The 23,932-nt window shown below is 58.8% G+C and carries 18 protein-coding genes; 8 read left to right on the top strand and 10 right to left on the bottom strand.

Translation table 11 applies throughout. From position 1 onward, the window contains the following. The first annotated feature begins 4 nt into the window (after positions 1–4). From FBY31_RS22270 to FBY31_RS22240, 6 genes are all read left to right on the top strand, one after another. Positions 5–529 (top strand): aromatic-ring-hydroxylating dioxygenase subunit beta, encoded by a 525-nt coding sequence (locus tag FBY31_RS22270; protein ID WP_142045988.1) that lies wholly within the window; start codon positions 5–7, stop codon positions 527–529. Beyond that, positions 526–774, top strand: a complete 249-nt coding sequence (locus tag FBY31_RS22265; protein WP_200833501.1) for a dihydrodiol dehydrogenase — start codon at positions 526–528, stop codon at positions 772–774. The genes FBY31_RS22270 and FBY31_RS22265 overlap by 4 nt, the downstream gene beginning before the upstream one ends. Positions 775–2,422: 1,648 nt before the next feature. After that, positions 2,423–3,334, top strand: coding sequence for a LysR family transcriptional regulator (locus FBY31_RS22255; protein ID WP_142045986.1), 912 nt, complete (start codon positions 2,423–2,425; stop codon positions 3,332–3,334). A gap of 369 nt (positions 3,335–3,703) precedes the next feature. Beyond that, entirely contained in the window at positions 3,704–4,591 is an 888-nt protein-coding gene (locus FBY31_RS22250) for a fumarylacetoacetate hydrolase family protein (RefSeq protein ID WP_142045984.1), read from the top strand. Positions 4,592–4,809: 218 nt separating this feature from the next. Then, on the top strand, positions 4,810–5,943 hold the full coding sequence (locus tag FBY31_RS22245) for a cupin domain-containing protein (RefSeq protein WP_142045982.1): 1,134 nt from the start codon (positions 4,810–4,812) through the stop codon (positions 5,941–5,943). A 127-nt stretch (positions 5,944–6,070) separates the two neighbouring features. After that, on the top strand, positions 6,071–7,111 hold the full coding sequence (locus tag FBY31_RS22240; RefSeq protein ID WP_142045980.1) for an NAD(P)-dependent alcohol dehydrogenase: 1,041 nt from the start codon (positions 6,071–6,073) through the stop codon (positions 7,109–7,111). 915 nt (positions 7,112–8,026) lie between these two features. Here FBY31_RS22240 and FBY31_RS22235 read toward each other — a convergent pair. From FBY31_RS22235 to FBY31_RS22185, 10 genes are all read right to left on the bottom strand, one after another. After that, a complete protein-coding gene (locus FBY31_RS22235) occupies positions 8,027–8,785 on the bottom strand; it encodes a maleylpyruvate isomerase family mycothiol-dependent enzyme (protein WP_142045978.1) in 759 nt (252 codons plus the stop codon). Positions 8,786–8,915: 130 nt separating this feature from the next. Beyond that, the gene (locus FBY31_RS22230) at positions 8,916–9,752 is read right to left on the bottom strand and encodes a fumarylacetoacetate hydrolase family protein (RefSeq protein ID WP_142045976.1); all 837 of its coding nucleotides are present in this window, start codon (positions 9,750–9,752) and stop codon (positions 8,916–8,918) included. A 255-nt stretch (positions 9,753–10,007) separates the two neighbouring features. Beyond that, the gene (locus FBY31_RS22225) at positions 10,008–10,883 is read right to left on the bottom strand and encodes an alpha/beta fold hydrolase (RefSeq protein WP_142045975.1); all 876 of its coding nucleotides are present in this window, start codon (positions 10,881–10,883) and stop codon (positions 10,008–10,010) included. Next, complete coding sequence (locus FBY31_RS22220; protein ID WP_142045973.1) at positions 10,880–12,862, bottom strand: flavin-containing monooxygenase; 1,983 nt, start codon at positions 12,860–12,862, stop codon at positions 10,880–10,882. The genes FBY31_RS22225 and FBY31_RS22220 overlap by 4 nt, the downstream gene beginning before the upstream one ends. A gap of 232 nt (positions 12,863–13,094) precedes the next feature. Continuing rightward, positions 13,095–14,006 carry a LysR family transcriptional regulator gene (locus FBY31_RS22215; RefSeq protein ID WP_142045971.1) on the bottom strand — a complete coding sequence of 304 codons (912 nt, stop codon included), beginning with the start codon at positions 14,004–14,006 and terminating at the stop codon, positions 13,095–13,097. Positions 14,007–14,943: 937 nt separating this feature from the next. Continuing rightward, a complete protein-coding gene (locus FBY31_RS22210; RefSeq protein ID WP_142045969.1) occupies positions 14,944–16,002 on the bottom strand; it encodes an MFS transporter in 1,059 nt (352 codons plus the stop codon). After that, the gene (locus FBY31_RS23615; RefSeq protein WP_160142515.1) at positions 16,002–16,286 is read right to left on the bottom strand and encodes an MFS transporter; all 285 of its coding nucleotides are present in this window, start codon (positions 16,284–16,286) and stop codon (positions 16,002–16,004) included. The genes FBY31_RS22210 and FBY31_RS23615 overlap by 1 nt, the downstream gene beginning before the upstream one ends. A gap of 603 nt (positions 16,287–16,889) precedes the next feature. Further along, on the bottom strand, positions 16,890–17,102 hold the full coding sequence (locus FBY31_RS22200; RefSeq protein WP_235013253.1) for a hypothetical protein: 213 nt from the start codon (positions 17,100–17,102) through the stop codon (positions 16,890–16,892). Between the two features lie 712 nt (positions 17,103–17,814). Continuing rightward, the gene (locus FBY31_RS22190) at positions 17,815–18,573 is read right to left on the bottom strand and encodes an SDR family NAD(P)-dependent oxidoreductase (protein ID WP_142045963.1); all 759 of its coding nucleotides are present in this window, start codon (positions 18,571–18,573) and stop codon (positions 17,815–17,817) included. A gap of 475 nt (positions 18,574–19,048) precedes the next feature. Continuing rightward, on the bottom strand, positions 19,049–21,154 hold the full coding sequence (locus tag FBY31_RS22185; protein ID WP_142045961.1) for a thiamine pyrophosphate-binding protein: 2,106 nt from the start codon (positions 21,152–21,154) through the stop codon (positions 19,049–19,051). 559 nt (positions 21,155–21,713) lie between these two features. On the opposite strand from FBY31_RS22185, the gene FBY31_RS22180 reads away from it, so the two are divergent. Both FBY31_RS22180 and FBY31_RS22175 read left to right on the top strand, forming a co-directional pair. Then, positions 21,714–22,664 (top strand): oxygenase MpaB family protein, encoded by a 951-nt coding sequence (locus FBY31_RS22180; RefSeq protein WP_142045959.1) that lies wholly within the window; start codon positions 21,714–21,716, stop codon positions 22,662–22,664. 177 nt (positions 22,665–22,841) lie between these two features. Beyond that, a complete protein-coding gene (locus tag FBY31_RS22175; RefSeq protein ID WP_142045957.1) occupies positions 22,842–23,408 on the top strand; it encodes a recombinase family protein in 567 nt (188 codons plus the stop codon). The last annotated feature ends 524 nt before the right edge of the window (positions 23,409–23,932 follow it).

Raw genomic sequence — 23,932 nt, 5'->3', positions numbered from 1 at the left:
AATCATGAACATCGAGACAGTGGAAAACTCTACTGACCTTCACAAGGAGTTTTCCTGTGCACAATTCCTCTTCTTAGAGGCCGAACTCCTGGACAATAACGATTATTCGGGCTGGTTCGAGCGCTGCATATCAACCGACATTGAATATGTCATCCCAATTCGCCTCACTAGGCAGCGCGGCGTATCAGAATTCAGTACAAACGGTTTCCACGTGAATGATCGTTACAGAGGTATCAAATTGCGCGTGGACCGCATGCGTACGGAGCATGCTTGGGCCGAGGATCCCCCTTCCCGTACAAAACGATTCGTTACCAACATCCGTGTGGCCGAAATCGATGGGAACGAGGTGACCGTGAAGAGCAATTTGCTGGTTCACAGGTCGCAATGGGATACGCACAAGTACGATCTCCTGGCCGCCGGCCGTGAGGACCGACTTCGCCTCGAGAGCGGTCAATGGCGACTGGTGCAACGTACGGTCTATCTCAACCATACGATTTTGCCGACCGCTAATCTCGGGATTATCCTGTGACAGCAACAGACGCCCCGGGGGACGACTGTGCGGAGCAGTCGATCGTCATATCGAACGAGTTCGCCGAAATTCTGGTCCGGAAGGTGCACACCCGCAACGGCGAAAGGCTCAAGATCGAGAGCCGCCGCCGCGGCCACGAGATACTCCTTGACTCCTTGCAGTTGGAGGGACTCACTTGGCAGCCCAAAGAAGTCTTTTCCGGATTTCTTCGCTCCTCAGTAGGACGCGGCGATGATGACGGATAGGTAGAGCACCGGGGTTGACCCAGCCGGGGATCTGAAGTCACGGTGGACGTCAAACGCGCGATCGTGAGTGGCCGTGCAGACGAAACGGCGGAATGGGCAACTCTTTCGCCCCGCATATGGCGACGTCGACACCAACTTGCGGGCTCCAAACGAGGTCCGGACCGATGGATAGAGGGATGTGCCGACCGATGTCTGAATCTGAATTCGCTCCTACCCAGCTGCGGCTTTCATGCCGAGTGGTCCGGCCTGGTGGCACGACTGAGTATGTCGAGCTCGGCCGACGCGTCCAAGGCGTCATCCCTGGTTGTCCACTAATTCCACGAGAACCTGTATAAACACATCGATGACCTCGGCGATTTGTAGTTCGTCCTCTTCGGGATATTCCCGCGTGACCGTATCGATGTAGCCAGCCCAACCCTAAGCGCCGTGCGCATCCGAGTCGGGGATCTGTCGAACAATCTAAGCCCGCGGCGAATCAAATAGCGCCTCACGCCGCGCTTCGTGTCACAGCGTCATCCCCTCGCGTCGGTATTTGATTCCCGCGTGACCGTATCGATGTAGCCAGCCCAACCCTAAGCGCCGTGCGCATCCGAGTCGGGGATCTGTCGAACAATCTAAGCCCGCGGCGAATCAAATAGCGCCTCACGCCGCGCTTCGTGTCACAGGGTCATCCCCTCGGCGTCGGTATTTCAGGCATCCGCATCGGGCCGCAACCGCTGCGGATGCCTGCGCACGTACTCGAAATGCCTCGACAGATACCCCGCACCCGTCCCCATGGCGCCACCACCGTGTTCCAGGGGGAACCAAACGCTGCGAGCTCAGTCCGCGCCTGCTGGATCGCCGCAACGAACAGTCCCCTCCTGCCACCAAAATGGTACGAAAGGAGCATTTTCATATGGCTTGACCGAAAACCAGTCCAGGGTCGCCTCCATCAGCGCACGCGGCGGGTCCACATGTGGCTTGTACCGGGCTTTCAGGAGACGGCTTCCCAGCTGTGGTGTGAACAGAAGTGGACTTCGCCGTGCCCACAGCCCAGCCGGACCAAATCCTGTGCCCGCCAAGCCTGAACCGTCAAATTGATGGAGGCCGCCACACCCACTGGATGGCCAAGACCTCCACTCTGCTGCACCGGGGCCTACCTGCTCAAGGAAGTAATCCGGTTGGTCTTCCTGCTCCGACCCATCGAAGCACCCAAGTTGCAACGCTGCGTCATGCGATACCAGGAAATCGATTCTTGCTCCCATCGAACACGGCTGTCCAACCGACGCATCGACTTCTGCGCGGAGCGGACAAGATCACGGTCTGCTTCCTGATCTGCTGAGGGAATTCTTACCCCGGTGACCTCACCCAGCTTCAGCAGCCGAGCCGGATGGCTGCATATTCCGCGTCGGTTCAACCCGGTCGCCGGACAGGCGCTGCGCCGTGAAGCAGGACGGCACTCCATTGCTGCTCATGGCTATGAACAACCCACCTGCCCTAGCACAATCGCATTTCCTTGCTGGACCCAGTACGTTGGACTCAGTCATTCATTGGAACGCTAGGCCTTACGCTTCGCGGAATCCCCGTCGGGGCGATCTCTGGCTGTGCAAATGTTTTCGCTGACCATAGCTGCGGATCGCATTCGATTGTTGCTTGAACGGAGAGCACCGTGAGGAACCTATACGGGGTTGATCTTAACCTGCTCGTAGCTTTGGAGGCGCTGCTGAACGAGCGCAACGTGACACGTGCGGGTGAACAGTTGGGCGTGAGCCAATCCGCGATGAGCAACACGCTCGGACGGTTGCGGCGTTTGCTTGATGACGACATTCTTATCAGGGTCGGACGAGAGTGGCAGGTGACTCCTCGGGCAGCTTCCCTGCAGGAGCCGCTGTCTCGTATGCTCGCTATCACCCGGGAGGAAGTCCTCGGTCATCTTCCTTTCGATGCGGCCTCCTCGCGGAGACGTTTCCGTATCGCCACGGCTAACGCAGCCGCAGTATTGCTTGTCGCTCCCCTGGTAACTCGCCTGATGCGCGAAGCGCCAGGGGTAGTCATTCAGATTGAACCCATCGGGCAACCCCGAAACGAGCTCGTGGAGCGCCAAGGCATTGATTTGGTTTTGCTTCCTGACACGTTTGGCATCACCCACCCCAACCAGCAGGTCCTTTCACTGGAATGGACGTGCGTTGTTGACCGCGACCACCCATTCGTGGGCTATCGGTTTGACGCTGACTCATTCAAGAAGTTTCCGCACGTGGTGTATGAGCATCATGGGATGGCAACTAATGCCCATTCCTCCATCATTGCCGCAGGCCTTGGGAATGATCAGGTCATTGTCGACGATTTCGTTGTGATTCCCTTTTTGATTCGAAGAAACAGCCTGGTGGGCCTGCTCCAGGACAAGCTCGCTGAAGAGTTCACTCGTGACGGCAATTTCAGGACTGTCGCTCCACCTCTTGAATTGCCCTCCGTGCGCATGCACATGTACTGGCATGCCCGCAACGACAAGGACCCAGGCAATCGATGGTTGAGATCGCGGTTCCTTGAGATCGGCAATGAAATCATGAACCCTTCCGCCTAAAAGGCGCCCGACAGGGTGAGGCTGAGTCTGGGAGGGGTTATCAGAGAGCACTTGGTATCTGTTCCAGCCATGGTTGGCATTCACACAAACCGTTGGTGCTGCTGGTCCTCTTTGAAATAGTTTAAAGATATCGAAGTGGAGTGCCGTCTTCTGGCGACGCCGGTATATCGATGTCCCGACGATCCAAACGCTGATAAGCGCATTAACCGGATATTGTCCGGAGGAGCCAACTATGCCATTTTCTACCAAGGCTGGTATTTTCACAGCCACCGATGAACAACTGATTGCTGCCCTAGAGGACGCGGACTTGCCTTCGTTGATTCCTGCTCTGGCACATCTCACCGGGGACCTAAGCTTAGGAGCACCGCTATGAAACTGGCTGTACTTGACGGTGACCGTGCCGTCGTGGTGATTGACTCGGTCGTGTACGACGTCACCGATCAGCTGCCCACTCGCGCAGGCCGGCACGGCGGGCCTTGGCTTCCCTGGCTGGAGGAGGGCGGAACCGTGGAGCAACTGCAGCAGCTCGATCTTTCGTCCTGCCCCCAGCAACCCCTGGATGACGTCCAGCTCAAGGCACCGCTGTCGCGGCCGGGGAAGATCGTAGCCGCCCCGGTGAACTACCTTGATCACAAGGTAGAGATGTCCGAGCAGAAGACCATTGCCGAGTACGGTGTCTTCCTCAAAGCTAATACCTCCGTCATCGGCCCCGGGGAACAGATCAAGCTGCCCTACACCGACAAGCGCACCGACCAAGAGGGAGAGCTGGCCATCGTGATCGGGCGCAAGGCCCGACACATCGGAGTGGACGAAGCCTTGGACTACGTCTTTGGCTACACCGGAGTTCTGGACATCACCGTGCGATCCACCGAGGACCGCTCCACCCGCAAATCCTTCGACACCTTTACCCCGTTAGGGCCTTGGATTGTCACCTCGGACGAAGTCGGTAACGCCGACTGCCTCTCGTTGCAATGCTGGGTGGACGGGGATCTCCGGCAGGACACAAACACGTCAGAGTTGATCTTCGACGTCGCCGCCCTAGTGGCCTACGCCAGCTCCGTTATGACCCTACACCCAGGCGACGTCATCGCCACGGGCACGCCTGCTGGAGTAGGCCCGCTCCAGGACGGCTCCCCCGTACGGCTCACAATCGAGAACATCGGCACGCTTGAGGTGACGGCAACCGCAGACAAAGCTATCGCCTACGCCGACAGGCCAGGCGCGCGCCAGGAGGTACGAATTCTTCAGGACGGCTAAAAGCAGGAACCGTAGACCTCCAGTGGCCCAAAGAAGCAGCAGCATATGGGCCTGTAGTTAGTCTTCTTGGCCTTTGCTCCTTTGCGCGGCAGTTGTCCTGGTGCTGCCCCTTTGCGGGACGGCAACGCTGACCATTGCTCCTGGCGGGTGACCATTCCTCGCGCTTATGGCCGGAAGAGAGTCCCGGCGCCCATCCCCTTCTGAAAGGACGACAATCCATGACACAGCACGACGTGACCGAAGCGCCCCTTGACGCCACCGAAGGCCAGCCCGAGCCCAGCGAAGCCCTGGATCAGCTCTATGCCGACTTCACTCGCAATTCCATGGCACCCCTGTGGACTCAGACCAATGACCTGATGCCCCTGGCCCCGCAGCCGTCAGCGGTGCCGTTCGTGTGGAAGTGGTCCGAACTGCTCAGCGTCGCCCAGCGCGCCGGGGACCTTGTGCCCGTCGGACGCGGCGGAGAACGACGGGCGATCGGACTAGCCAACCCCGGGCTTGCTCCCACCGCCTACGCCACTCCCACCTTATGGTGCGCCATCCAGTGGCTCGGGCCGCACGAGACCGCTCCCGAACATCGCCATGCCCAGAACGCCTTCCGCTTCGTCGTCGAAGGCGAAGGTGTTTGGACCGTGGTTAACGGCGATCCCGTGGCTATGCGTCGAGGCGACCTGCTCTTGACCCCCGGGTGGAACTTTCACGGCCACCACAATGACACCGACCGGCCAATGGCGTGGATCGACGGACTCGACGTTCCTTTCGCCCACGACATGGACCTAGGATTCTTTGAGTTCGGCTCTGAGCGGGTCACCGATGAGGCCTCCCCGGAAATCTCCCGCTCAGAACGACTGTGGGCCCACCCGGGGCTGACCCCGCTGGTGTCCCAGCAAGAACACGTCTCGACGCCGATCGCCGCCTACAGGTGGGAGCACACCGACCGCGCTCTGACCGAGCAGTTGACGCTCGAGGACGAAGGCCACCCAGCCACTGTTGAGCCGGGCCATGCCGCGGTTAAATACACCAATCCCACCAATGGCGGAGACGTGTTGCCCACCATCCGCTGCGAGTTCCACCGTTTGCGTGCAAGAACCGCCACGGCCACCCGTCAAGAGGTGGGATCCTCCATCTGGCAGGTCTTCGACGGCGAGGGAACGGTCGTTCTCAACGGTAAACCGCGCCAGATCGTCCGGGGCGATGTTTTTGTGGTTCCCTCTTGGGTGTCGTGGTCCCTCCAGGCCGAAGGCCAGTTGGACTTATTCCGCTACTCCGACGCGCCCATCGTGGAGCGGCTGCATTTCCAGCGCACGTACCTCCCGGAGGCCGGGCGCTTCCTGCACGGCAGCCGCGGCTGAAGGACCTGGTCACGGTCTCCCCGCGGTCAAGAGACCAGCGTGCTGATCGTCATGTAAGCCGCTGACCCGACAATCGTAAGTACAGCCAGAGAAGGCTGAACGCAATCTCATTGAGAGCAGAAAACTGATGAAAGCTGCACGACTGCATACTGCGAATTCCGATTTTGTGCTGGACGACGTTCCGGTACCTGAACCCGGCCCTGGGCAGGTCCGTATTCGGATCGCGGGCGCAGGGGCATGCCATTCCGATCTGCATATCAAAACGGGTGAGGTGCAAGGGGTTGCGCTGCCGCACACTCTTGGCCATGAAAATGCCGGGTGGGTCGATGCCTTCGGCCCGGGCACCGAAGGCCAGGGCTTTGAGCTCGGTGACGCCGTGGTGGTCTTCGGCGGGTGGGGCTGCGGGCACTGCCGCGTCTGTCTCGGCGGCCAGGAACAGCTCTGCGATACCTTCCTCTGGGGCGGCATGGGCCCGGAAGGGGGATATGCGGAGTACATGGTCGTGCCCTCTATTCGCCAACTGCTGCCGTCGGGTGGCTTGGACCCTGTGGACGCGGCGACGCTGACCGACGCGGCGCTCACGCCGTATTCCGCGGTCAAGAAGACACTTCCCTATCTCGTACCCGGTACGAGCGCGGTTCTGATCGGTGCTGGCGGGCTGGGCCAGTACGGCGTGCAATTCCTTAAGCTCCTGTCCCCGGCAACGGTGATCGTGGTCGAGACTGACGCCAGGAAACGGGACCTTGCCCTGCAACTCGGTGCGGATGTCGTCGTAGACCCGAGCAGTGATGATGCGGTCGGAAAGATCATGGATGCGACGGCGGGACAGGGCGCGGCAGCAGTGCTGGACTTTGTCGGGATCGACGCGACGATGACCATGGGTACTGCAGTGGTCGGGAGACTGGGTCTCTTCGTCCTCGTGGGGCTGGCCGGAGGTTCCGTCCCCTTCTCCTTCTTTGGGATCGCTCCAGGGGCGACACTCACGAAGAGCAACTGGGGATCACGGAATGAACTCGAGGAGGTGCTGTCGATGGCGGCTCGGGGAGCGCTGGTCTCGCATATTGAGCGCTTCCCGTTAGAGGAGATCAATGACGTCTTCGCACGCCTAGAGGCCGGCAAGATCCTCGGCCGAGCGGTGCTGGTCCCTGGTGGGAATGCTCCCGGGTGATCCCTTGCCACGTCAGCAGTAGCGCCGGTGATAAGGCCGGGATTCGTCATTTTCGTCAAGGGGCTGGTCATCTATCGTAATGCCGGCTGGAAGTCCTCGGGCATCGCGTGTCACGGACTCCTTTACACGGAGCTTCATTGAATTCAGACGCGTGGAACTCGAACGCGCTGTCCAGTTCGGCCCCTTCCTCGATGACCACCAAACTAACTTGGCGCGCGACCAAGCTATCGCGCAGACCAATATGACATCGACCTCGACCGACGACCGTGCGAGGTCGGTATCAGCTGCAGTGGCATACTTTTCGACTTCCTCGAGCGCCGCAATGGCCGCTGAGGAGCAGTGCGCCGCTACGCGGTCTACGGGATGGACAGCATCTTAATACGCCTGATGCATCTGGGCGGGTCAGAGCCGCTGAGGCGCCTACCTATTGCTGTCGCGGTACGCATCCGGTTCGGTTATGCATCACAAGTGTGCGGTGCCTTCATCGCACACGTCGCTGACTGAGGGGGCCTGCTGGAATACCGCTCCACGTCCAAAGCGCCTACCGGTTCCGGTTCAAATGCGTGCGTGAAAAGGGATTTGTGGAGGCGGGGCCGGTCGCATCCCAGGAACAAGTGGGATGCTCCCTTGCGCCTAAAATTGCTTCGCAAGTGACGGACTCGTGTCGATAAGGGTCCCAAGATGCGCATCATTGCCTGGCACTGGCGAGAGGAATTGAGCCTAAAGTGCCAAGGGAAACCTGACTCCCGTGCGGACCTATTTGAGAAAATACCCAGCGATCACGCCCAAGTTATCAGCAGGAGTGGGTTGGCTTGTGTCCTGGCTTGGCCTAAGACGCAAAGGAGCTTGGGATTTAATTAGGCAGGGCAGGCCCTAATCAGACTCGGAAAATTCACTTGGCAAGAGGTTTCTGCTTCAAATCCAGCGCGGAGCAACCGGATGATCGCGCCGGCTGGAGCTTATGCCGTCGCGGCTGCGTCCTAGGGCCCAGCCGGTAAGTGCCGGCAGGGTGCCTGAGACGATTTCAGGGTCAACGGCGTCAAAGTCGCCCCATTCCGAAGTGTTCGGCCTCGTGGTGCTAGGGGTTCCGGTGATTATCAAGCGCAAGCCTCTATCCTGGCCGCGGGCCCTCCAGGTCGCGGCGACGTCGGTCAGAAGCCGCTCGTTGACGTGGACCGGGAAGTCGGCGAATGAGGCGCCGCTATCCAGGTCCACGGTGTGAACCAAGATTTCGCGGGTGCGCATCCAGACCGTTTCCGAGGCCGTAACGGCGCGCCCATGGGCAGTTTTGACCTCGCGGGCCCAAACCGGGGGCGGAGTGTCGCGCCAGGTGACGTCAAGTGTTATAGCCGCGTGTTCGTGCAGGTGGCGCAGGGCGTGCACAGGCAGCGTGGCCCCGGCCTCGATCTCCTCGTCCCGAGCCTCGGGCGATGAATACATCGGGGTTTCCACGCCCGTGTTGGCCCACTCGACAAGCCGAGTGAGCGCCCGGGCGTTATAGCCGACGTGGGCCACGATGTGCCTGCGACTCCAGCCGGGCAACAATGAGGGGCCGTCAAGCTCAGAGTCAGCGAGGATGGCCAAGTGGCGGCTGAAGAATGCGGTCCCACGGCGGACCGTAAGCAGTTCAGTCAACAGGGTATGGTCGTCGGTCAGGTCTTGGCGCGCAGCCATAAAGGGTCTCCTAGGATAAGTTGAGGCGCGGCCCAACCGTTGGGGCTAGACAGGGCCGTGCGGTAGGCGCGGCCCGAGCTCTGGGGAAAAGGCCGGAGCGCGCGGACTTACTGCAAAGTAGTGCAAGTATCTAAACGGCCGAGCTTACGGTGTCGACGGCCCGGTTGACCAAGGTACCGATGCCCTCGATGCTGGTTTCCAAAGTCTGCCCCTCGGTGATGTACATCTCGGGGGTCCGAGCGCGTCCCACCCCGCCCGGGGTGCCGGTGATGATGACATCGCCCGGGTTCAATGTGATCATTGTGGAGATGTATGAGATGAGGAACTCCGGTCGGAAGAGCAGGTCCCCGGTAGAGGCCTCCTGCATAACCTCCCCATCTAGGACGGTGCGGATAGTGCCGCCAGGGGCCCACTCATCCGTGGTGACCAGCACCGGACCCAGCGGGGTAGATTTTTCCCAGTTCTTGCCCTGCAGCCACTCCTTCGTACGGAACTGCCAGGTCCGCATGGATATGTCATTGCAGATGGAATAGCCGGCGATGTGCCTGGGCGCCTCCTCCTGGGGGATGCGGCGGCCGGCTTTGCCGATGATGACGGCCAGCTCTGCCTCCCAATCGATCGCTTTGTCCTCGGCCGGCAGTTCGAGCTGGTCGTTTGGGCCGATCAGCGTCTCCGGGTACTTGGAAAACAGCGTTGGGTACTGCGGCAGGTCCCGGCCCATTTCTAATATGTGCTTGCGGTAATTAAGTCCTACGCAAATGATCTTGCCCGGGGTGGTGACCACAGGGGCCAGGTCTGCGCCGACAACCGGGTGCACGGGTCCGGCCGCCGCATTAGCAACCGCTTTCCAGTTGGGGTCGCGGAGCAGCTCTGCGACGTCGGCGAAGCCGAGGATTTCGGTGTAAGTGTTCCCATCTTGGCGGACGGCGACGTTTCCTGTGGGGGTGCGTAGTGTGGTGAGGCGCATTAGTCGGTGCTTCCCTGGGTCTAGGTCTGGTTGAAGTTCAGGAACTCCTTGACCGGTCGCCTGCAGAACTGGAAGAGACCAATCCAGTCCAGCCCTCGGCGATGATCAAGTCAGCCATCTCCACAGCGCGGTATTGCCGTGAGCGGTCGAGGTGGGACGCATCGCGTCTCTTTTTTCCTGGAGCGCCGATCAGAGAGTCCTGTGGCCGCGGACATCAGACTGTGAGCTTGACCCGAGGCAAATAAAAATTTCGCGTTATCGGATGAGCTGCGAGTTCGTTTGCTGGCTTAGGAAAGGAGTAATCACCGCCATCAGTTCATCGACGTGGTCAATGTTAGGAGCGTGCTTGCAGTCCAGTTCGCTAGACTCACAGTTCGGTACAGCTGATTTTATTTTCTGCATCCATTCCGGTTTAAGGAGAGGATCGCGGGAACCTCCTATAAGCAGGATCGGAGTCGTGCTGTTGCTTAGAGCACTCGGCCACTCCTCATCGGACCGTGGAACTCGCAAAGTTTCCGGCAACGGAATCGTTGCTGCTTTAACTGCTCGATAGTGCCCGTTCTTTTGTGCTTCAGCAACTCTGAGGTCAACTTGAGCGGCGAAGTGCGGGCCGTCGTCGATTAGGAGACTGACAATCCTGGACAGGTCATTTTTGGTGCCATCCCAGCGGCCCAACTCACTTAGTGCCAGGTCGGTGCGCCAGGGTCCACCTGACCCGTTAACGCTTACAACAGACCGTATTTGGAAAATTTCTGCGTTCGACTGAGATTGTTGGGCTGCCGCACGCAGGGCTAGCGAGCCTCCAAAGGAGTTGCCCATCAGATGAATTGGTCCTTTTACATCTAGGGCTTTGAGGAGATCGAAGATGTGCCGGATCCGGAAATCGTAGGGTGATTCGCTTAAGAACACAGCCTTATCAGTGCCCCCGAAGCCAAGAAGATCGGGGGCTATCACGCGGTAGTCCTGCGTCAAGAGCGGAGCCAGGGCTCCCCAAGTTACAGGAGCGCTTCCTCCCCAAGCGCCATCGTGCAGTAGCACGAGTACAGGAGCGTCGTACCGACCGCCCTCAAAGTAGCGTGTACGAAAGGACCCGGCGAAGGCCCACTTTTCTTCCAGCGGCGGAGCCGTCACGCCACGACCTCCTTACAAGCATCGGATGCTTCTTGTCCGCTCCCGTCGGGAGTGGCATAGACATAGTCCTCTTCTCGGAAGTCCTTTGTGAGGCGCCAGTATTCGACGGTACTAAAGGGCCAGTTCTGTGATACCCGCCCCGATGAACTTTTGTACCAGTTGTTCACGCCTTCTATTCCCCACGCCATCTGCTCGTTGCCGCGGTCGATCCTCATGTTGTACTCGAGGAACGATTCGGATTTGGGCTCCAGGCTTCCCCGCTCCCTCGACGCCAGCGATGCGATGCATTTCATCACATGGTTCATCGCCAGTTCGGAAAACATGATGATGCTCCCGTTCAACACCAGGTTCGTATTCGGCCCATATAGGCAGAAAAAATTGGGGAAACCGGGAACCGTGATGCCTAAGAAAGCCCTAGGATCTTCACCCCACCACTCGCGAAGGTCCACTCCGTCGCGACCAACGATCTGCATTGGAGATAAGAATTTCGAGGCCTTGAAGCCGGTGCCGTAAATGATTACATTGACGTCAAGTTCGTCTCCGTTTTCAGTGATGATTCCCTTTTCCGTAATGCCTAGGATCTTGTCGCCTATGAGCGACACATTGTCCTTCTGCAGAGTCCGCGCCCAGCCGCCGTTATCACGCAGCATGCGCTTTGAATAAGGAGGATAATCCGGAATTACCTTTTGCAACAAGTCGGGCCGGTCAACGTACTGGGACGAAATGTGCTTTTCCAAGGCGTTTCGCAAATCGTAATTCTTCTGGGAAACTGAATCCTGCCGGCTCCACGCGGGGTCGACAACTGCGAACCGCCGCATCCCATCAACCGCGATCCAAAACTGATTGAAACGGAACCATCGATGGTAGTCAGGAATATTCTCAAAAAGCCATTTCAGTCCCGGACGCAATTCTTCATGATATGCAGGGGCCGGCAGGGCCCAGGGGGCAGTGCGTTGCATAACATAAAGGTGTTCTGTTCGCTCCGCGATTTCCGGGATGACCTGGTAGGAGCTCGCCCCAGTGCCTATGACCGCGACTCGTTTTCCGCTCAGGTCGACACTGTGATCCCAGCGTGCCGTGTGAAAAGAAGCTCCGCCGAATGTGTTCTTGCCAGAAAAGTTCGGGATAGACGGCTGGTTCAGTTGACCGACTGCGCTAATGACAGCGTTGGTTTCATAAGTCTGCTCCCCGCCGTCTTCAGAACGGGTCGTTACAGTCCAGCGGCAACGGGTTTCATCGTACTTCGCCGACACCACTTCAGTTCCAAAGAGGATTTTGTCATATAGCCCGAAGCGATCGGCAGCATTTTGGAAATAAGCATATATTGAATCGCGCGTGGAATATTGATGAGTCCAGTCGCTCTTCTGAGCGAAGGAGTAACTATAGGCAAAGTTATTTGTGTCAAGCCTGCATCCCGGGTAATTGTTCTCCAACCATACGCCCCCGACGTCAGTGTTTCGCTCGACAATGATAGTCGGAATACCACTTGCATGCAGGCGATGAGCTGCGAGTAGACCGGACATGCCCGCTCCAATGATCATCACGGAGAAGTCTTCTGGAATGTCGACTGGTACAGGGGAAGCGGGGGGAGCAGTGCTCTCTCCCAGTCCAAGTTCATGCAGCAGCAGGGACTCGTAGTCTTCTGCGACTTCACCCGTGATGAACCGGATAAGCTGACGCAACTGATCGATTTCATCGGTGCGTTCGCTAGCACTTTCCGAATTCCTGTGCATTTTGATGGACTGGGCCGCAAGTTCCCTGGCGAGTTGCTGCTCCTCGATTGAGAGACCACCCTGGGGTGCAAGGGCAGCTCCTTCCACATGAATTTTGGGACGCAGTTCCTCCCGGTGTATCAAGCTCATGTCCCCGGTGAGATGTGCCAGAGCAGGAATCAACGAAGGCAAGTCCGCGTCCTCTAGGGCAGCAATCAGTTGTTCATCGGTGGCTGTGAAAATACCAGCCTTGGTAGAAAATGGCATAGTTGGCTCCTCCGGACAATATCCGGTTAATGCGCTTATCAGCGTTTGGATCGTCGGGACATCGATATACCGGCGTCGCCAGAAGACGGCACTCCACTTCGATATCTTTAAACTATTTCAAAGAGGACCAGCAGCACCAACGGTTTGTGTGAATGCCAACCATGGCTGGAACAGATACCAAGTGCTCTCTGATAACCCCTCCCAGACTCAGCCTCACCCTGTCGGGCGCCTTTTAGGCGGAAGGGTTCATGATTTCATTGCCGATCTCAAGGAACCGCGATCTCAACCATCGATTGCCTGGGTCCTTGTCGTTGCGGGCATGCCAGTACATGTGCATGCGCACGGAGGGCAATTCAAGAGGTGGAGCGACAGTCCTGAAATTGCCGTCACGAGTGAACTCTTCAGCGAGCTTGTCCTGGAGCAGGCCCACCAGGCTGTTTCTTCGAATCAAAAAGGGAATCACAACGAAATCGTCGACAATGACCTGATCATTCCCAAGGCCTGCGGCAATGATGGAGGAATGGGCATTAGTTGCCATCCCATGATGCTCATACACCACGTGCGGAAACTTCTTGAATGAGTCAGCGTCAAACCGATAGCCCACGAATGGGTGGTCGCGGTCAACAACGCACGTCCATTCCAGTGAAAGGACCTGCTGGTTGGGGTGGGTGATGCCGTACGTGTCAGGAAGCAAAACCAAATCAATGCCTTGGCGCTCCACGAGCTCGTTTCGGGGTTGCCCGATGGGTTCAATCTGAATGACTACCCCTGGCGCTTCGCGCATCAGGCGAGTTACCAGGGGAGCGACAAGCAATACTGCGGCTGCGTTAGCCGTGGCGATACGGAAACGTCTCCGCGAGGAGGCCGCATCGAAAGGAAGATGACCGAGGACTTCCTCCCGGGTGATAGCGAGCATACGAGACAGCGGCTCCTGCAGGGAAGCTGCCCGAGGAGTCACCTGCCACTCTCGTCCGACCCTGATAAGAATGTCGTCATCAAGCAAACGCCGCAACCGTCCGAGCGTGTTGCTCATCGCGGATTGGCTCACGCCCAACTGTTCACCCGCACGTGTCACGTTGCGCTCGTTCAGCAGCGCCTCCAAAGCTACGAGCAGGTTAAGATCAACCCCGTATAGGTTCCTCACGGTGCTCTCCGTTCAAGCAACATCTGGGACTAGGTTCCAACAATTGAGCCGCACGTGCCGGATCTGATCATGCACTGCCGAAGGCCGCGTATATCCCAACACAACTCGGCAATAGCTATCCCACCTTCCGCTTACGCAAACGCCAGCAGCCGCGCTGACGAACGCCGTTTCTCATTGCCGTCGAGTTCACTTCATCCTTGCCGTTTCCGGTAGCTGTGCTGCCGCAGCCAGCCTGCACGCATTGGCAGCGGTTAATCCGCGAGGTTTGTCCGGGCCACACGGGTTATGAGCGGGCGACCGGATGTCCGAGCTGGAGCACCACGAATGCTTTCCTGCCCAATTTCTAGTTCCCTGCGCCTAGCCTTGCCTCAGGCGAGAAAGCCTCGGATTCGCAACGACAAGCCGGCCTACCAGTGCCCGCGGGTGTATCGACTCTCCTGGAAGTCGAGGAGTCACCTTTGTCGGTCTGAAAAGCGTCCTCAACAGATAATCGGATGACGGCGATCCCGCCCCTGGACGCACCCGCGGATGTGCGAGTTAAACATGGTGTCTTCTGCGCTTCCGGCAGATTGCAGCTGAGAACCAGAAACACACAATCGAACTTCCCGTCCTTTGCCCCGAGGTGCCTAAACACGACTCCCCACGTGGTCGGCCGATGCCACGGCATCAGACGCGTCAGAACGGAACCGCCGGGCGGTCAATTGAATCCACAACCGCCCGACGGGTGCACTTTTCCGTGCCCTAACTTATTCGCCTCTGGCCAGGACCTTTGGTAAATCGGGACCGCGAGGATAGTGGGAAGTACCCGATCACGGAACATTAATACGAGGACGGCTCCAGAACCAATCGCACACCCACCAAGCGAACATCACCGCACTCACAAGTCGTGGCCCGAATCCGGTCGGAACGCCGACATGCAGAAATGAAATGACTGTAACTAGGCGTTCCCGTGCTCAGGCTTGGGACTCGCCAAGACTATGTCTTCTCGGGCGTCACCCACCTCTGTAGCGTACGAAATCTTAGACAGAATCAGCACGCTGAACGCAGACACGATCACCATGACAGCCAAGTAGATCGCAATACCTTGGGAGGAGCCCGTCGCCGCGTAAATAGCAGTCGCGATCATAGGCGTCAGACCGCCGCCGAGAACAGAACCCATTTGAAATGACAGGGAAGAGCCTGTGTATCGTAAACGCACAGGGAATGACCCAGAAATGATCACCGCTTGCACACCCGCGGATAGGCCCATCGGTACCGTGAGAATCAAGAACGCCATGAAGGCGCCAGCAATTGTCACTGTGTCGAACAGCCAGAAGCATGCGAAGACCGCAACGGTGGAGAGAATCATAGAAATCGTAAATATACGAACGGCCCCGACCTTGTCCGCAATCTTTCCAGAAATGCCCACAAATAAGAGATAGAAAACGGACGCGATGATCAACAAAATGAGAAGTACTTGACGATCTAACCCGAGTTGTGCCCCATAGGAAAGAAGATACACAGAGAACAAGTAACCTAGCGCTGACGGGGCCAGTGAGACGCCCATGCCACAGAGCACACTCTTCCACCCTGTCTGCAAGACCTCCAAAACCGGCAGACGACGCGTTGTGGAAGCATTGCTTGGCTTTTCAAACTCCGGGCTTTCCTCAAGGTTCATACGAATGAACAAGGCAACAATTACCATAAGCGCGCTAAACAAGAACGGGATCCGCCAACCCCAGGCCGCGAAGTGTTCTGGTGCGAGAACGGAGCTAATAACCAGAAAAACCAGGTTTGCCAAGATGATGCCAGCTGGCATCCCCATCTGTGGGAACGAGGAATAGAAGCCGCGTTTGCCAGGCGGGGCATGCTCAGCCGCCATCAGGACGGCACCGCCCCACTCACCCCCCACACCGAGTCCCTGAATAAGCCGCAGCGTAACCAGCAGCACTGGCGCCGCGATCCCAATCTGGTCGAAGTTCGGCAATAGGGCAATCAAGAAGGTCCCGATGCCCATCAATAGGAGGGAGAAACGAGAGTCTGCTTGCGTCCTAGCCTGTCGCCGAAGTGCCCGAATAAAAGCCCGCCCACAGGGCGGGCAATAAATCCTGCTGCAAAGGTTCCGAAGGAGGCTATAAGTGCAGTTGTGGGAGATAGAGCGGGAAAAAATTGAGGACCGAATACAAAAGCTGCGGCAACTCCATAAATAAAGAAGTCGTACCACTCAATTGTTGTGCCCACGAATGTAGCAACGGCTACTTTTCGTGCGGTCGGTGACGCGGTTGGCGTAGTTCTTGCCATATCAAAAAGTCTCCTTGGTTCTTCCCGGCACACGTGGCGCATCCGGCCAAACAATTCGAGATGCCGGGCCGCCTTTAGCCACGGAATAACTTGGGCAGAAAACGTAACGCTTGTGCGGGGTGGACGGGTGTGATCTACGTCCTATATCTATTGAAGGTGAGTGCGCCTCGGGATACAAGCATTCTCGTGTGACAAGCGATGATGGCAGACATCACCCTCACGAATACAATTACACAGCGGCTCCCCGAACTGGCAATGAAGACCAAAAAACCGACAACAGCGCTTGCAGCGGCCAAAAACCTGAAGAATCGCGTCCGGCAGCACCCGAAAGGGGTCACGTTATCGATGACACCCGGACTTGCCGGCCACGTTGAACGGTTCGGCCACCGAGGGATTGGTGCACGAAGCCGGGATGATCGCCCGAGGAGAAGCACTTACGCTCGCCGAAGGACTCGTCGAGGCGCATATCGTTGACCCGCAGCTGACCTGCGCCGCGCGCCTCGTGAATGCGCAGAGATGTACCGGAAAGCGCCTAGGGAGTGTCTCCAATAAGTAACTTTGGGTCCGAGTGGATGGAAGGGCGTGAACAGTTCCGGCATTCAGTCAGGCGGTTTGGCGTCGGAAATCTAGTTGTTCCGTGTAGCCAAATGAGACTGTATCACTGAGGCTGACGACGAAGTGCCCGTCTCCGAGACGGCTCACCAGGATGCCGCGCGTCCGTTGCCGTTTGGCGCTCTCGATCATGCGGTCGACCGCCGCAGTAATGCAGTAGTCCATCGAGGATCTGTCGCGGACCTTGATTTCGATGGGTTCCACATGCTGCATGTTCATGACTTGCTTGCCTCCCTGGGTGGCACGGGTAGGGCCGTATAGCCCTGCGTTTTTTCGTACAGGGTTCGAGGTTCGACACCGTAGACTTCCAGCCAGAGAGCGTCCCCAGTAACGGCTACGTCCTTGACATACCCGGTGCGGATAATTTCGTCTCCTATCTGAACCTGGACCTGCCGTCCGGCCAAATCCTTCCAATCTGCATGGTCTCTCATGGAACCGCCTTTCGCATCGCCGTTCACTGTTTTGCTTGAGTCTGGGGCTCATGGCCCGGAAATTCCCTACTACCGGCCGGCCCGGCATTTGTGGTTCGAGCCAGGAACTCTCGTTGTCATTGTTGGGCAAGTCGCGCTCCATAGGCACAATCTAGCCAACGCCGAATTGGGATACAGCCGTAGGCCCAGCGAAGCCTTCCTCGACTTGGAACCGGCCCTGCGACTTCGGGAGAAGTTAGCGGTGCGCTGGCTACCCTTTCATGCGTTGCATGGCTCGAGGTCGAGCAGGAGGTTGCCGCCGTGCCGCCAAACCTTCATTCCATCCTCGCCCCGCTCCGGTCTGGCTTCGTCGGCGCGACCCTATGGGTTTGGCTCCGCTCCACACCGCCGGTGCTCTCTTTCAACGTCCAAGATCCTTTCGTCCGCGCCGCCGGTAGGCCTAGGCTGTGACGCCGGTCCTTTCGGCCGGGAATGCATTGGGACAATCAGAAGGTGACGTAGGGGGCATGGGCGAACAGCCCGCCGTCCACACACAGGTTCTGTCCCGTAATGTAGCGCGCGTCTTCTGATGCTAGGAATGCCACTGTCGCGGCTACGTCCTCGGGAGCACCAAGGTAATCAGTCAGAAGAGTGGGGCCCATGGTCGCGCCCAGCTCAGGCGCCATCTTGCGGATGGGTGGTGTCATGATTATGCCTGGGGAGATCGAGTTGGCGCGTATGTTTTGCCGACCATACTGCGTAGCGATGTATTGGGTCAGCGCGATGATCCCCGCTTTCGAGCTACCGTATGCAGTCTGGGCCATCTGTCCGGCCAGTGCCGAGCTGGACGCCGTGTTTATGATCACGCCGCCACCACTCAAGATCATGTGGGGAATCGCGTGCTTGGCGCCGGCGAAGTACGCACGGGAGTTCAGCGCCATCGCGGCGTCCCACGTCTCCAGCGAGGTGTCCAGGACGTTCGTGTCGCCCGGGCTTAACGCCCCGGCGTTATTGTGCAAGATGTCCAGTCTGCCGAAGTGCGCAACCACGGCCGCCACAAGGTCTGCGATCGAAGCCTCGTCCCTCGCATCATATGCAAACGCTGTTTCACTCCCGATCTCGTTGGCGACCTCACGCGCCCCGTTGACATTGATGTCAGCGACCGCAACGAGGGCACCTTCCTCCGTCAGCCGCCTCGCCGTGGCGGCACCGATTCCGGAGGCGCCACCGGTTACGATCGCTACCTTGTTTTTTAACCCACGCATGCTGAGCTCCTTTTTCAGTGAAATTATGTGACAACTAGGTCACTGCACGAGAGTGATTGTTCCCGTCGAACACCCATCGACACGGAGTCGCTTCGCGGGATAGGACTTCTATTTCGCCGACTCCCCCACCCTGACGCTCGCGAAACTGAAGCTCAGGCGCCACTATGAGCTACTGGCGCGACAGCCGTCGGCACCATGAGTCCGTTGAGAAGGGGTTGATGTTAACGCGTCTCATGGATATCAGGTTGGTGTCCTCGGCGGGTTTCCTTTTTGGTCAAGGGGATTGCCGCCGGGTTGGGCATCGCGGCAGGCGTGAGCCAGTGAGGTGCGTCAAGGTGGATGAGGATTGGCCTCGATGCCGCTGCTGGTGAACGGGCGGGCCTCCTCGGCGCCTTGCAGGACGCCGGGGAAGCCAGGGGCCTCAATCGTTGCTCGTTCTGGTACGTGGTCATCGGTTGGGCTTTGGTGCTGGTTTTTAGTTCGGCCAGGAGCCTTCGACGGATCGATCGCCATGACCGAATTTGCGCGGCGCGTTCGGACCAGCCCATGAGCTCAGAATGAGGTGCAGTGTGCTTCCTCCTGCTGCGACTTCGATGAAGTATGGGCCGTCCGCCTCGACGCCCCGGCGAATTGCCGCGTTCAGCTCATCTGCCTTTTCGACACGCTCAGCGGCTACGCCCATTGCCCTGGCAACGCCGGCGTAATCCACGTCGGCGTAGTTTGTCCAGTGATCGTGTGGGACAGCGGCGGTGCCTCCTTGGGCACGACCGGTCTTACCGCCGTACAGACCACCGTTGTTGAACTTGATACAAATGACCTTCAGGTTGTTCTCGGCAAGCACTGCCAGATCGCTGAGGTCGTAGAAAAAGCCACCGTCACCGCCGACACTGACGACCAGATGGTCGGGCGCGGCGAGTGCTGCGCCGATTGCCACCGGCAGTGTCGATCCCAGCGAATCGTAGTGGAACCCAAGCGGAGAGGCGAACCCTGCTGGATATTTGTCTTCGGTGAAGACCATACCTGGGGCCATGAAGCCCTCGTCGTTGACGATGATGGTCTCGGGAGGAAGTTCCGCCGCGAGGGCTTGACCAACGGCAGCGGGCATTATTGGGTCTGCCCCGACGAAGGAGCGCAGCATTTCAAAGTGGGCGCTCTTGGCCTGAGCGATCTTTGCGAGCGTGTCCGCGTCGCCTTCCGCAGGTCGATTCAGGCCCGAAACCTGCGTAGCGCGGTGTAGTTGGCCAAGGAACATCTTAGCGTCCGAGACAATGCTGACCGTCGGTTGGAAAATCCGGCCTAGCTGCGTCGGATCGACGTCCACGTGGATGACCTGATCGGGCTTTTTGACGGTCCAGGACATTGTCGCTGTCTGCGAGAAGGAGAATCCGACGGCAATCCAGAGGTCGGCCTCTTCAGCAAACTCCGTTCCGGTCTCGAAATAGCCCCACTGGCCCATATCCCCGGCGTAAAGTGGGTGGTCATCCGGAAGGACGCCGCGCCCGCCAGGGCCGCTTGACACGACCGGGATGCCCGTGGCCTCGACAAAGCGGCGCAACTCGGCGGTCGCGTCCGACAGGTGCACGCCTGCACCGGCCAGGATCACCGGCCTTTTTGCGGACTTGATTAGGTCTACGGCGCGCTGCAGTGAGTCCTCGTCAGCGGCCGGCGGTGAGGGCCACGAAAGCGCCTCTGTCTTAACGGTCGTCCGCTGGTACATCGCCTCCTGCGTCAGGTCGAGCACCGCCGGCCCGAACTTGCCGGTGCCGGCCGCGAGGACCGCCTGGCGAACGACCAGGGGAATGTCCTCACCATCGACAACCCGCCTGATGTACTTGGACAACGGCTTGAACGCTGGATAAAGGTCGGTGCCGTCCTGCAAGACATCACGGGCATCCCAAGCTGCCGCGCTCTCCATGAACATCATCAGCAGCGGTGTCGTGTCGAGCTTCGCCGCGTGCACCACGGGGGATGCGTGCAGAGCTCCCACGACCCAAGTGAGCACGGCCGAGGCAGGCCGCCGCTTCACACGGTTATAGCCATAGGACATCCATGCCGCCGACAGCTCGGTACGGGCGTTCAAGTCTTTAAGGCCGCTTCCGGCGAAGCTCCGTTCCAGTGCTGTCGACACCCCTCCGGTGAAGCCGAACACGTACTCGACGCCGCTCGAAACCAGCGTCTCGACGAGCGCATCTGAACCCTCCCGCGACTTAATCCGGGCTTCAGAACCACTACGGACACCCTCCAGACTCCAGGTCATCTTGGAGACACCCATCTCGACCGTCATGTCGCCAAGCAACACATCACCATCGACGTCGGCGCGGAACCGCGACGGCCCCGGCAAGCCCTCAAGGGTCACCGTCCAAGAGACGTCACGGTCAGAGGCAATGCCTTGACCCACGGCGCGGCCGAAAGGACCTTCCATCTCCGCAGAGACCGAGCTGCCGTCACTGGAAAAGTTCACCACAAGCTTCTGCGCGGGAGCCGCCGCGGGGCGAATCGTGAGATCCCACGCACCATCAATGGCGGCCGGGGTCTCTTCTTTTCGTGCCGTCGGCTGCGTGGTTGGCGTAGCACTTACCATAATAAAAAGTCTCCTTGGCTCGTCCCGGCACACGCGGCGCAATCCGGCCACAAAATTCCAGATGCCGGGCCGCCTTTGGCCGCGGAACACTTCGGCAGAAAACGTAACGCGTGTACGAGGTGGACGGTCGTGATCTACGTCCTAGAACTATTCAAGGTGAGGACACCTGGGGAAACAAGCATTCTCGCGTGACAAGCGGTGATGCCAGACATCACCCTCACGAATGCAACCACAGCGGCTCCCCGAACTGGCCATGAAGACCAAAAAACCGACAACAGCGCTTGCACCGGTCGAAACCGCTGCCGTTGCCCCAATCCCACCGCCAAGGGTCACGGCGAATGGAGCTTCCCGTCTCTTCGGCTGGATGTGAGCCACCTCGAGCGATTCGTCATCGGCGAGGGCGGCGCCGCGCGCCCAGCTGCTCGCGAGGGTCATGAGGAGAGGAGATCCCGTGCGCGAACACCGAGGCGCGGTTCCCTCTTGTCGCGCCAGATCCGTTCCCTGACCGACAGCCCGTACACATAAGAGATAATACGAGCGGGCTGGAAAGGATGGGGGCATGTACAACTTCCTTGGGAAATGGCAGGGAGAGCTGAAACGGACCTTCACGGGGACGCCGGATGCTGTCCCAGACTGGGTAACTCGCCTAGCGGATGGTGATGACGCGGGCTATTTTCTGCCGGGTTCGGCCGTTTGGGCGGTGCACGGTGGTATGCCAACGATCGTTGCTGGAATTCGGGCATTGCTAATGCAAGCGCTTCACCCTGGGGCTTTAGCGGGAGTGCATGATCACTCCCGCTTCAGGGAAGACCCGCTGGGCCGCCTGGCTGGGACTATCCAATGGGTCTTCACTGTCTCCTATGGCTCGACGGACGCGGCGCAAGCAGCTTCCGACTGGGTACGGGGTCTCCATGAACACGTACGCGGCGAATACTTGGATGGCTCCGGCAGATCCCGCTCCTATGCGGCAAATGATCCTGAATTGCTCCGCTGGGTCCACATCGCTTTCGCCGATGCCTTCCTGACCGCTCACAAATTATGGGGAGGCCGCATTCCTGGAGGACCGGATGCTTATGTGCGGGAGTGGTCCCGCGCCGGTTTGCTGATGGGCGTAGAGTCCCCGCCGCTCAGTGAGAAGGACATGCGTCAGCAATTGGACCGGTGGTATGACAACGGCGAGCTCTGTTCTGATGAAAGGGTCGCAGAAACCGTAGCGTTTATTCGTAATCCACCTCTACACCCGGTGCTCAGGGTCGGCTACCGGATGCTTTTTGCCGCTGCAGTGACCAGCCTTGAGCCGAAGTACCGGTCCTTGCTAGGCCTGAAGAGTCCCCAGCTCGGACCCATTCCCCTCCCCATAAATTTTGCCACCCGGGTCACTCTCGGCGTCGTACATCTTGCCTTAGGACGAATGGCACCAAGTGAGCAGGCTGCGCGTGAGCGGCTTCGCCGCTTGGCGAACACTGAACCCCGAGGTTCGAGCCAAGATGAAACGCGGAGTATCAAATAGCCAGCCGGCCGTTCTGCAGGGTGCTCCTACGGGCAGAGGTGGACGACAATTTCGGGACGCTATAGGCCTATCAAGATTGAGGCACACGCTAACCTGACGATCCTGCGCAGTAGGCCTTGACTTTCTTCTGGTACGAGCCTAGAACTCAACCTGACAGTAGAAGGGTTGGAGGCACGGGTGAGCGGACAGCGGATCGGGTACGTGCGCGTGAGCACGTTAGATCAAAACGAGAAACGCCAACTCGAAGGCCAAGTCCTTGACAGGGTTTTCACGGACAAGGCCTCCGGCAGGGACACAGCCAGGCCGGAGCTCACAGAACTGCTGCGGTTCGCCCGCGACGGGGACATTGTCGTGGTGCACAGCATGGACCGGCTCGCCCGCAACCTCGACGACTTACGCGCGCTCGTCCAGGGCCTGACACGCAAGGGGGTGCGGGTGGAGTTCGTCAAGGAGAGCCTGGTCTTCACCGGTGAGGACTCCCCCATGGCCAACCTCATGCTCTCCGTCATGGGTGCTTTCGCTGAATTCGAACGCTCCCTCATCAGGGAGCGGCAGCGGGAAGGCATCGCCCTGGCCAAGCAGCGGGGCGCCTACAAAGGACGGAAAAAGATCCTCACACCGGAACAAGCGGCCGAACTGGCCCAGCGCGCCGGCAGCGGTGTTCCGAAAGCCGACCTGGCCCGGGACTACGGAATCAGCAGGGAAACGGTCTACCAATACCTGCGCCACGCCAAGCTGGACTAGACACTCCCCCGCCGCCAAGGCTGACATGCCATATATGGAACCGCGGCAGGTTGACGGAAGGTCAATTATCGGCCTTTGGAAATAGGCAGGGGAGTGCTTGGCATAGGGGGCCGGCCGCTGCCATCATTTGCCACATTTTTCCTCGGTTTCCTACCGCCACCCTAGATTGGCCATTATCGAGGCGGATATTGCAGCGGAAGTAGGGACGGCGCAGGCACTCCAGACCCGTTTAGGAAATTTGTCCGAAGGAACACGCGACCGGATCGTGCTCCAGCACTTTGATCCCCAGCGACGGAGCAATCTCCATCGGCTAGTAATGGCGGAAGGCAGCCCCTTTCTGTCAGACATCGGCCTTCCTTGGAATCAAAGACATGCGTTTGCAGTCGAAGGACCTCACAGTTCCCGGCCAGCTGGAACTGTGAGGGGATACTGATTGTGGGAGAACGGGTAACAGCGGCGGCAATGCACCGACTCGGTATTTTACCGCCGTCTGTCCCTTCGTGGGCTAGTCTGAATCGGCCCAG

This window comes from Arthrobacter sp. SLBN-100 (assembly GCF_006715305.1).
Taxonomy (GTDB): Bacteria; Actinomycetota; Actinomycetes; order Actinomycetales; family Micrococcaceae; genus Arthrobacter.
Note: the sequence above shows the minus strand (reverse complement) of the source record. Positions and strands in the feature narration are given on the sequence as shown.

Bases quoted from the DNA above. Each gene is read 5' to 3' on its own strand.
- FBY31_RS22270 (WP_142045988.1), top strand. From the start codon at position 5: ATGAACATCGAGACAGTGGAAAACTCTACTGACCTTCACAAGGAGTTT.
- FBY31_RS22250 (WP_142045984.1), top strand. From the start codon at position 3,704: ATGAAACTGGCTGTACTTGACGGTGACCGTGCCGTCGTGGTGATTGAC.
- FBY31_RS22245 (WP_142045982.1), top strand. From the start codon at position 4,810: ATGACACAGCACGACGTGACCGAAGCGCCCCTTGACGCCACCGAAGGC.
- FBY31_RS22240 (WP_142045980.1), top strand. From the start codon at position 6,071: ATGAAAGCTGCACGACTGCATACTGCGAATTCCGATTTTGTGCTGGAC.
- FBY31_RS22235 (WP_142045978.1), bottom strand. From the start codon at position 8,785: ATGGCTGCGCGCCAAGACCTGACCGACGACCATACCCTGTTGACTGAA.
- FBY31_RS22230 (WP_142045976.1), bottom strand. From the start codon at position 9,752: ATGCGCCTCACCACACTACGCACCCCCACAGGAAACGTCGCCGTCCGC.
- FBY31_RS22220 (WP_142045973.1), bottom strand. From the start codon at position 12,862: ATGCCATTTTCTACCAAGGCTGGTATTTTCACAGCCACCGATGAACAA.
- FBY31_RS22210 (WP_142045969.1), bottom strand. From the start codon at position 16,002: ATGGGCATCGGGACCTTCTTGATTGCCCTATTGCCGAACTTCGACCAG.
- FBY31_RS23615 (WP_160142515.1), bottom strand. From the start codon at position 16,286: ATGGCAAGAACTACGCCAACCGCGTCACCGACCGCACGAAAAGTAGCC.
- FBY31_RS22190 (WP_142045963.1), bottom strand. From the start codon at position 18,573: ATGCGTGGGTTAAAAAACAAGGTAGCGATCGTAACCGGTGGCGCCTCC.
- FBY31_RS22185 (WP_142045961.1), bottom strand. From the start codon at position 21,154: ATGGTAAGTGCTACGCCAACCACGCAGCCGACGGCACGAAAAGAAGAG.
- FBY31_RS22180 (WP_142045959.1), top strand. From the start codon at position 21,714: ATGTACAACTTCCTTGGGAAATGGCAGGGAGAGCTGAAACGGACCTTC.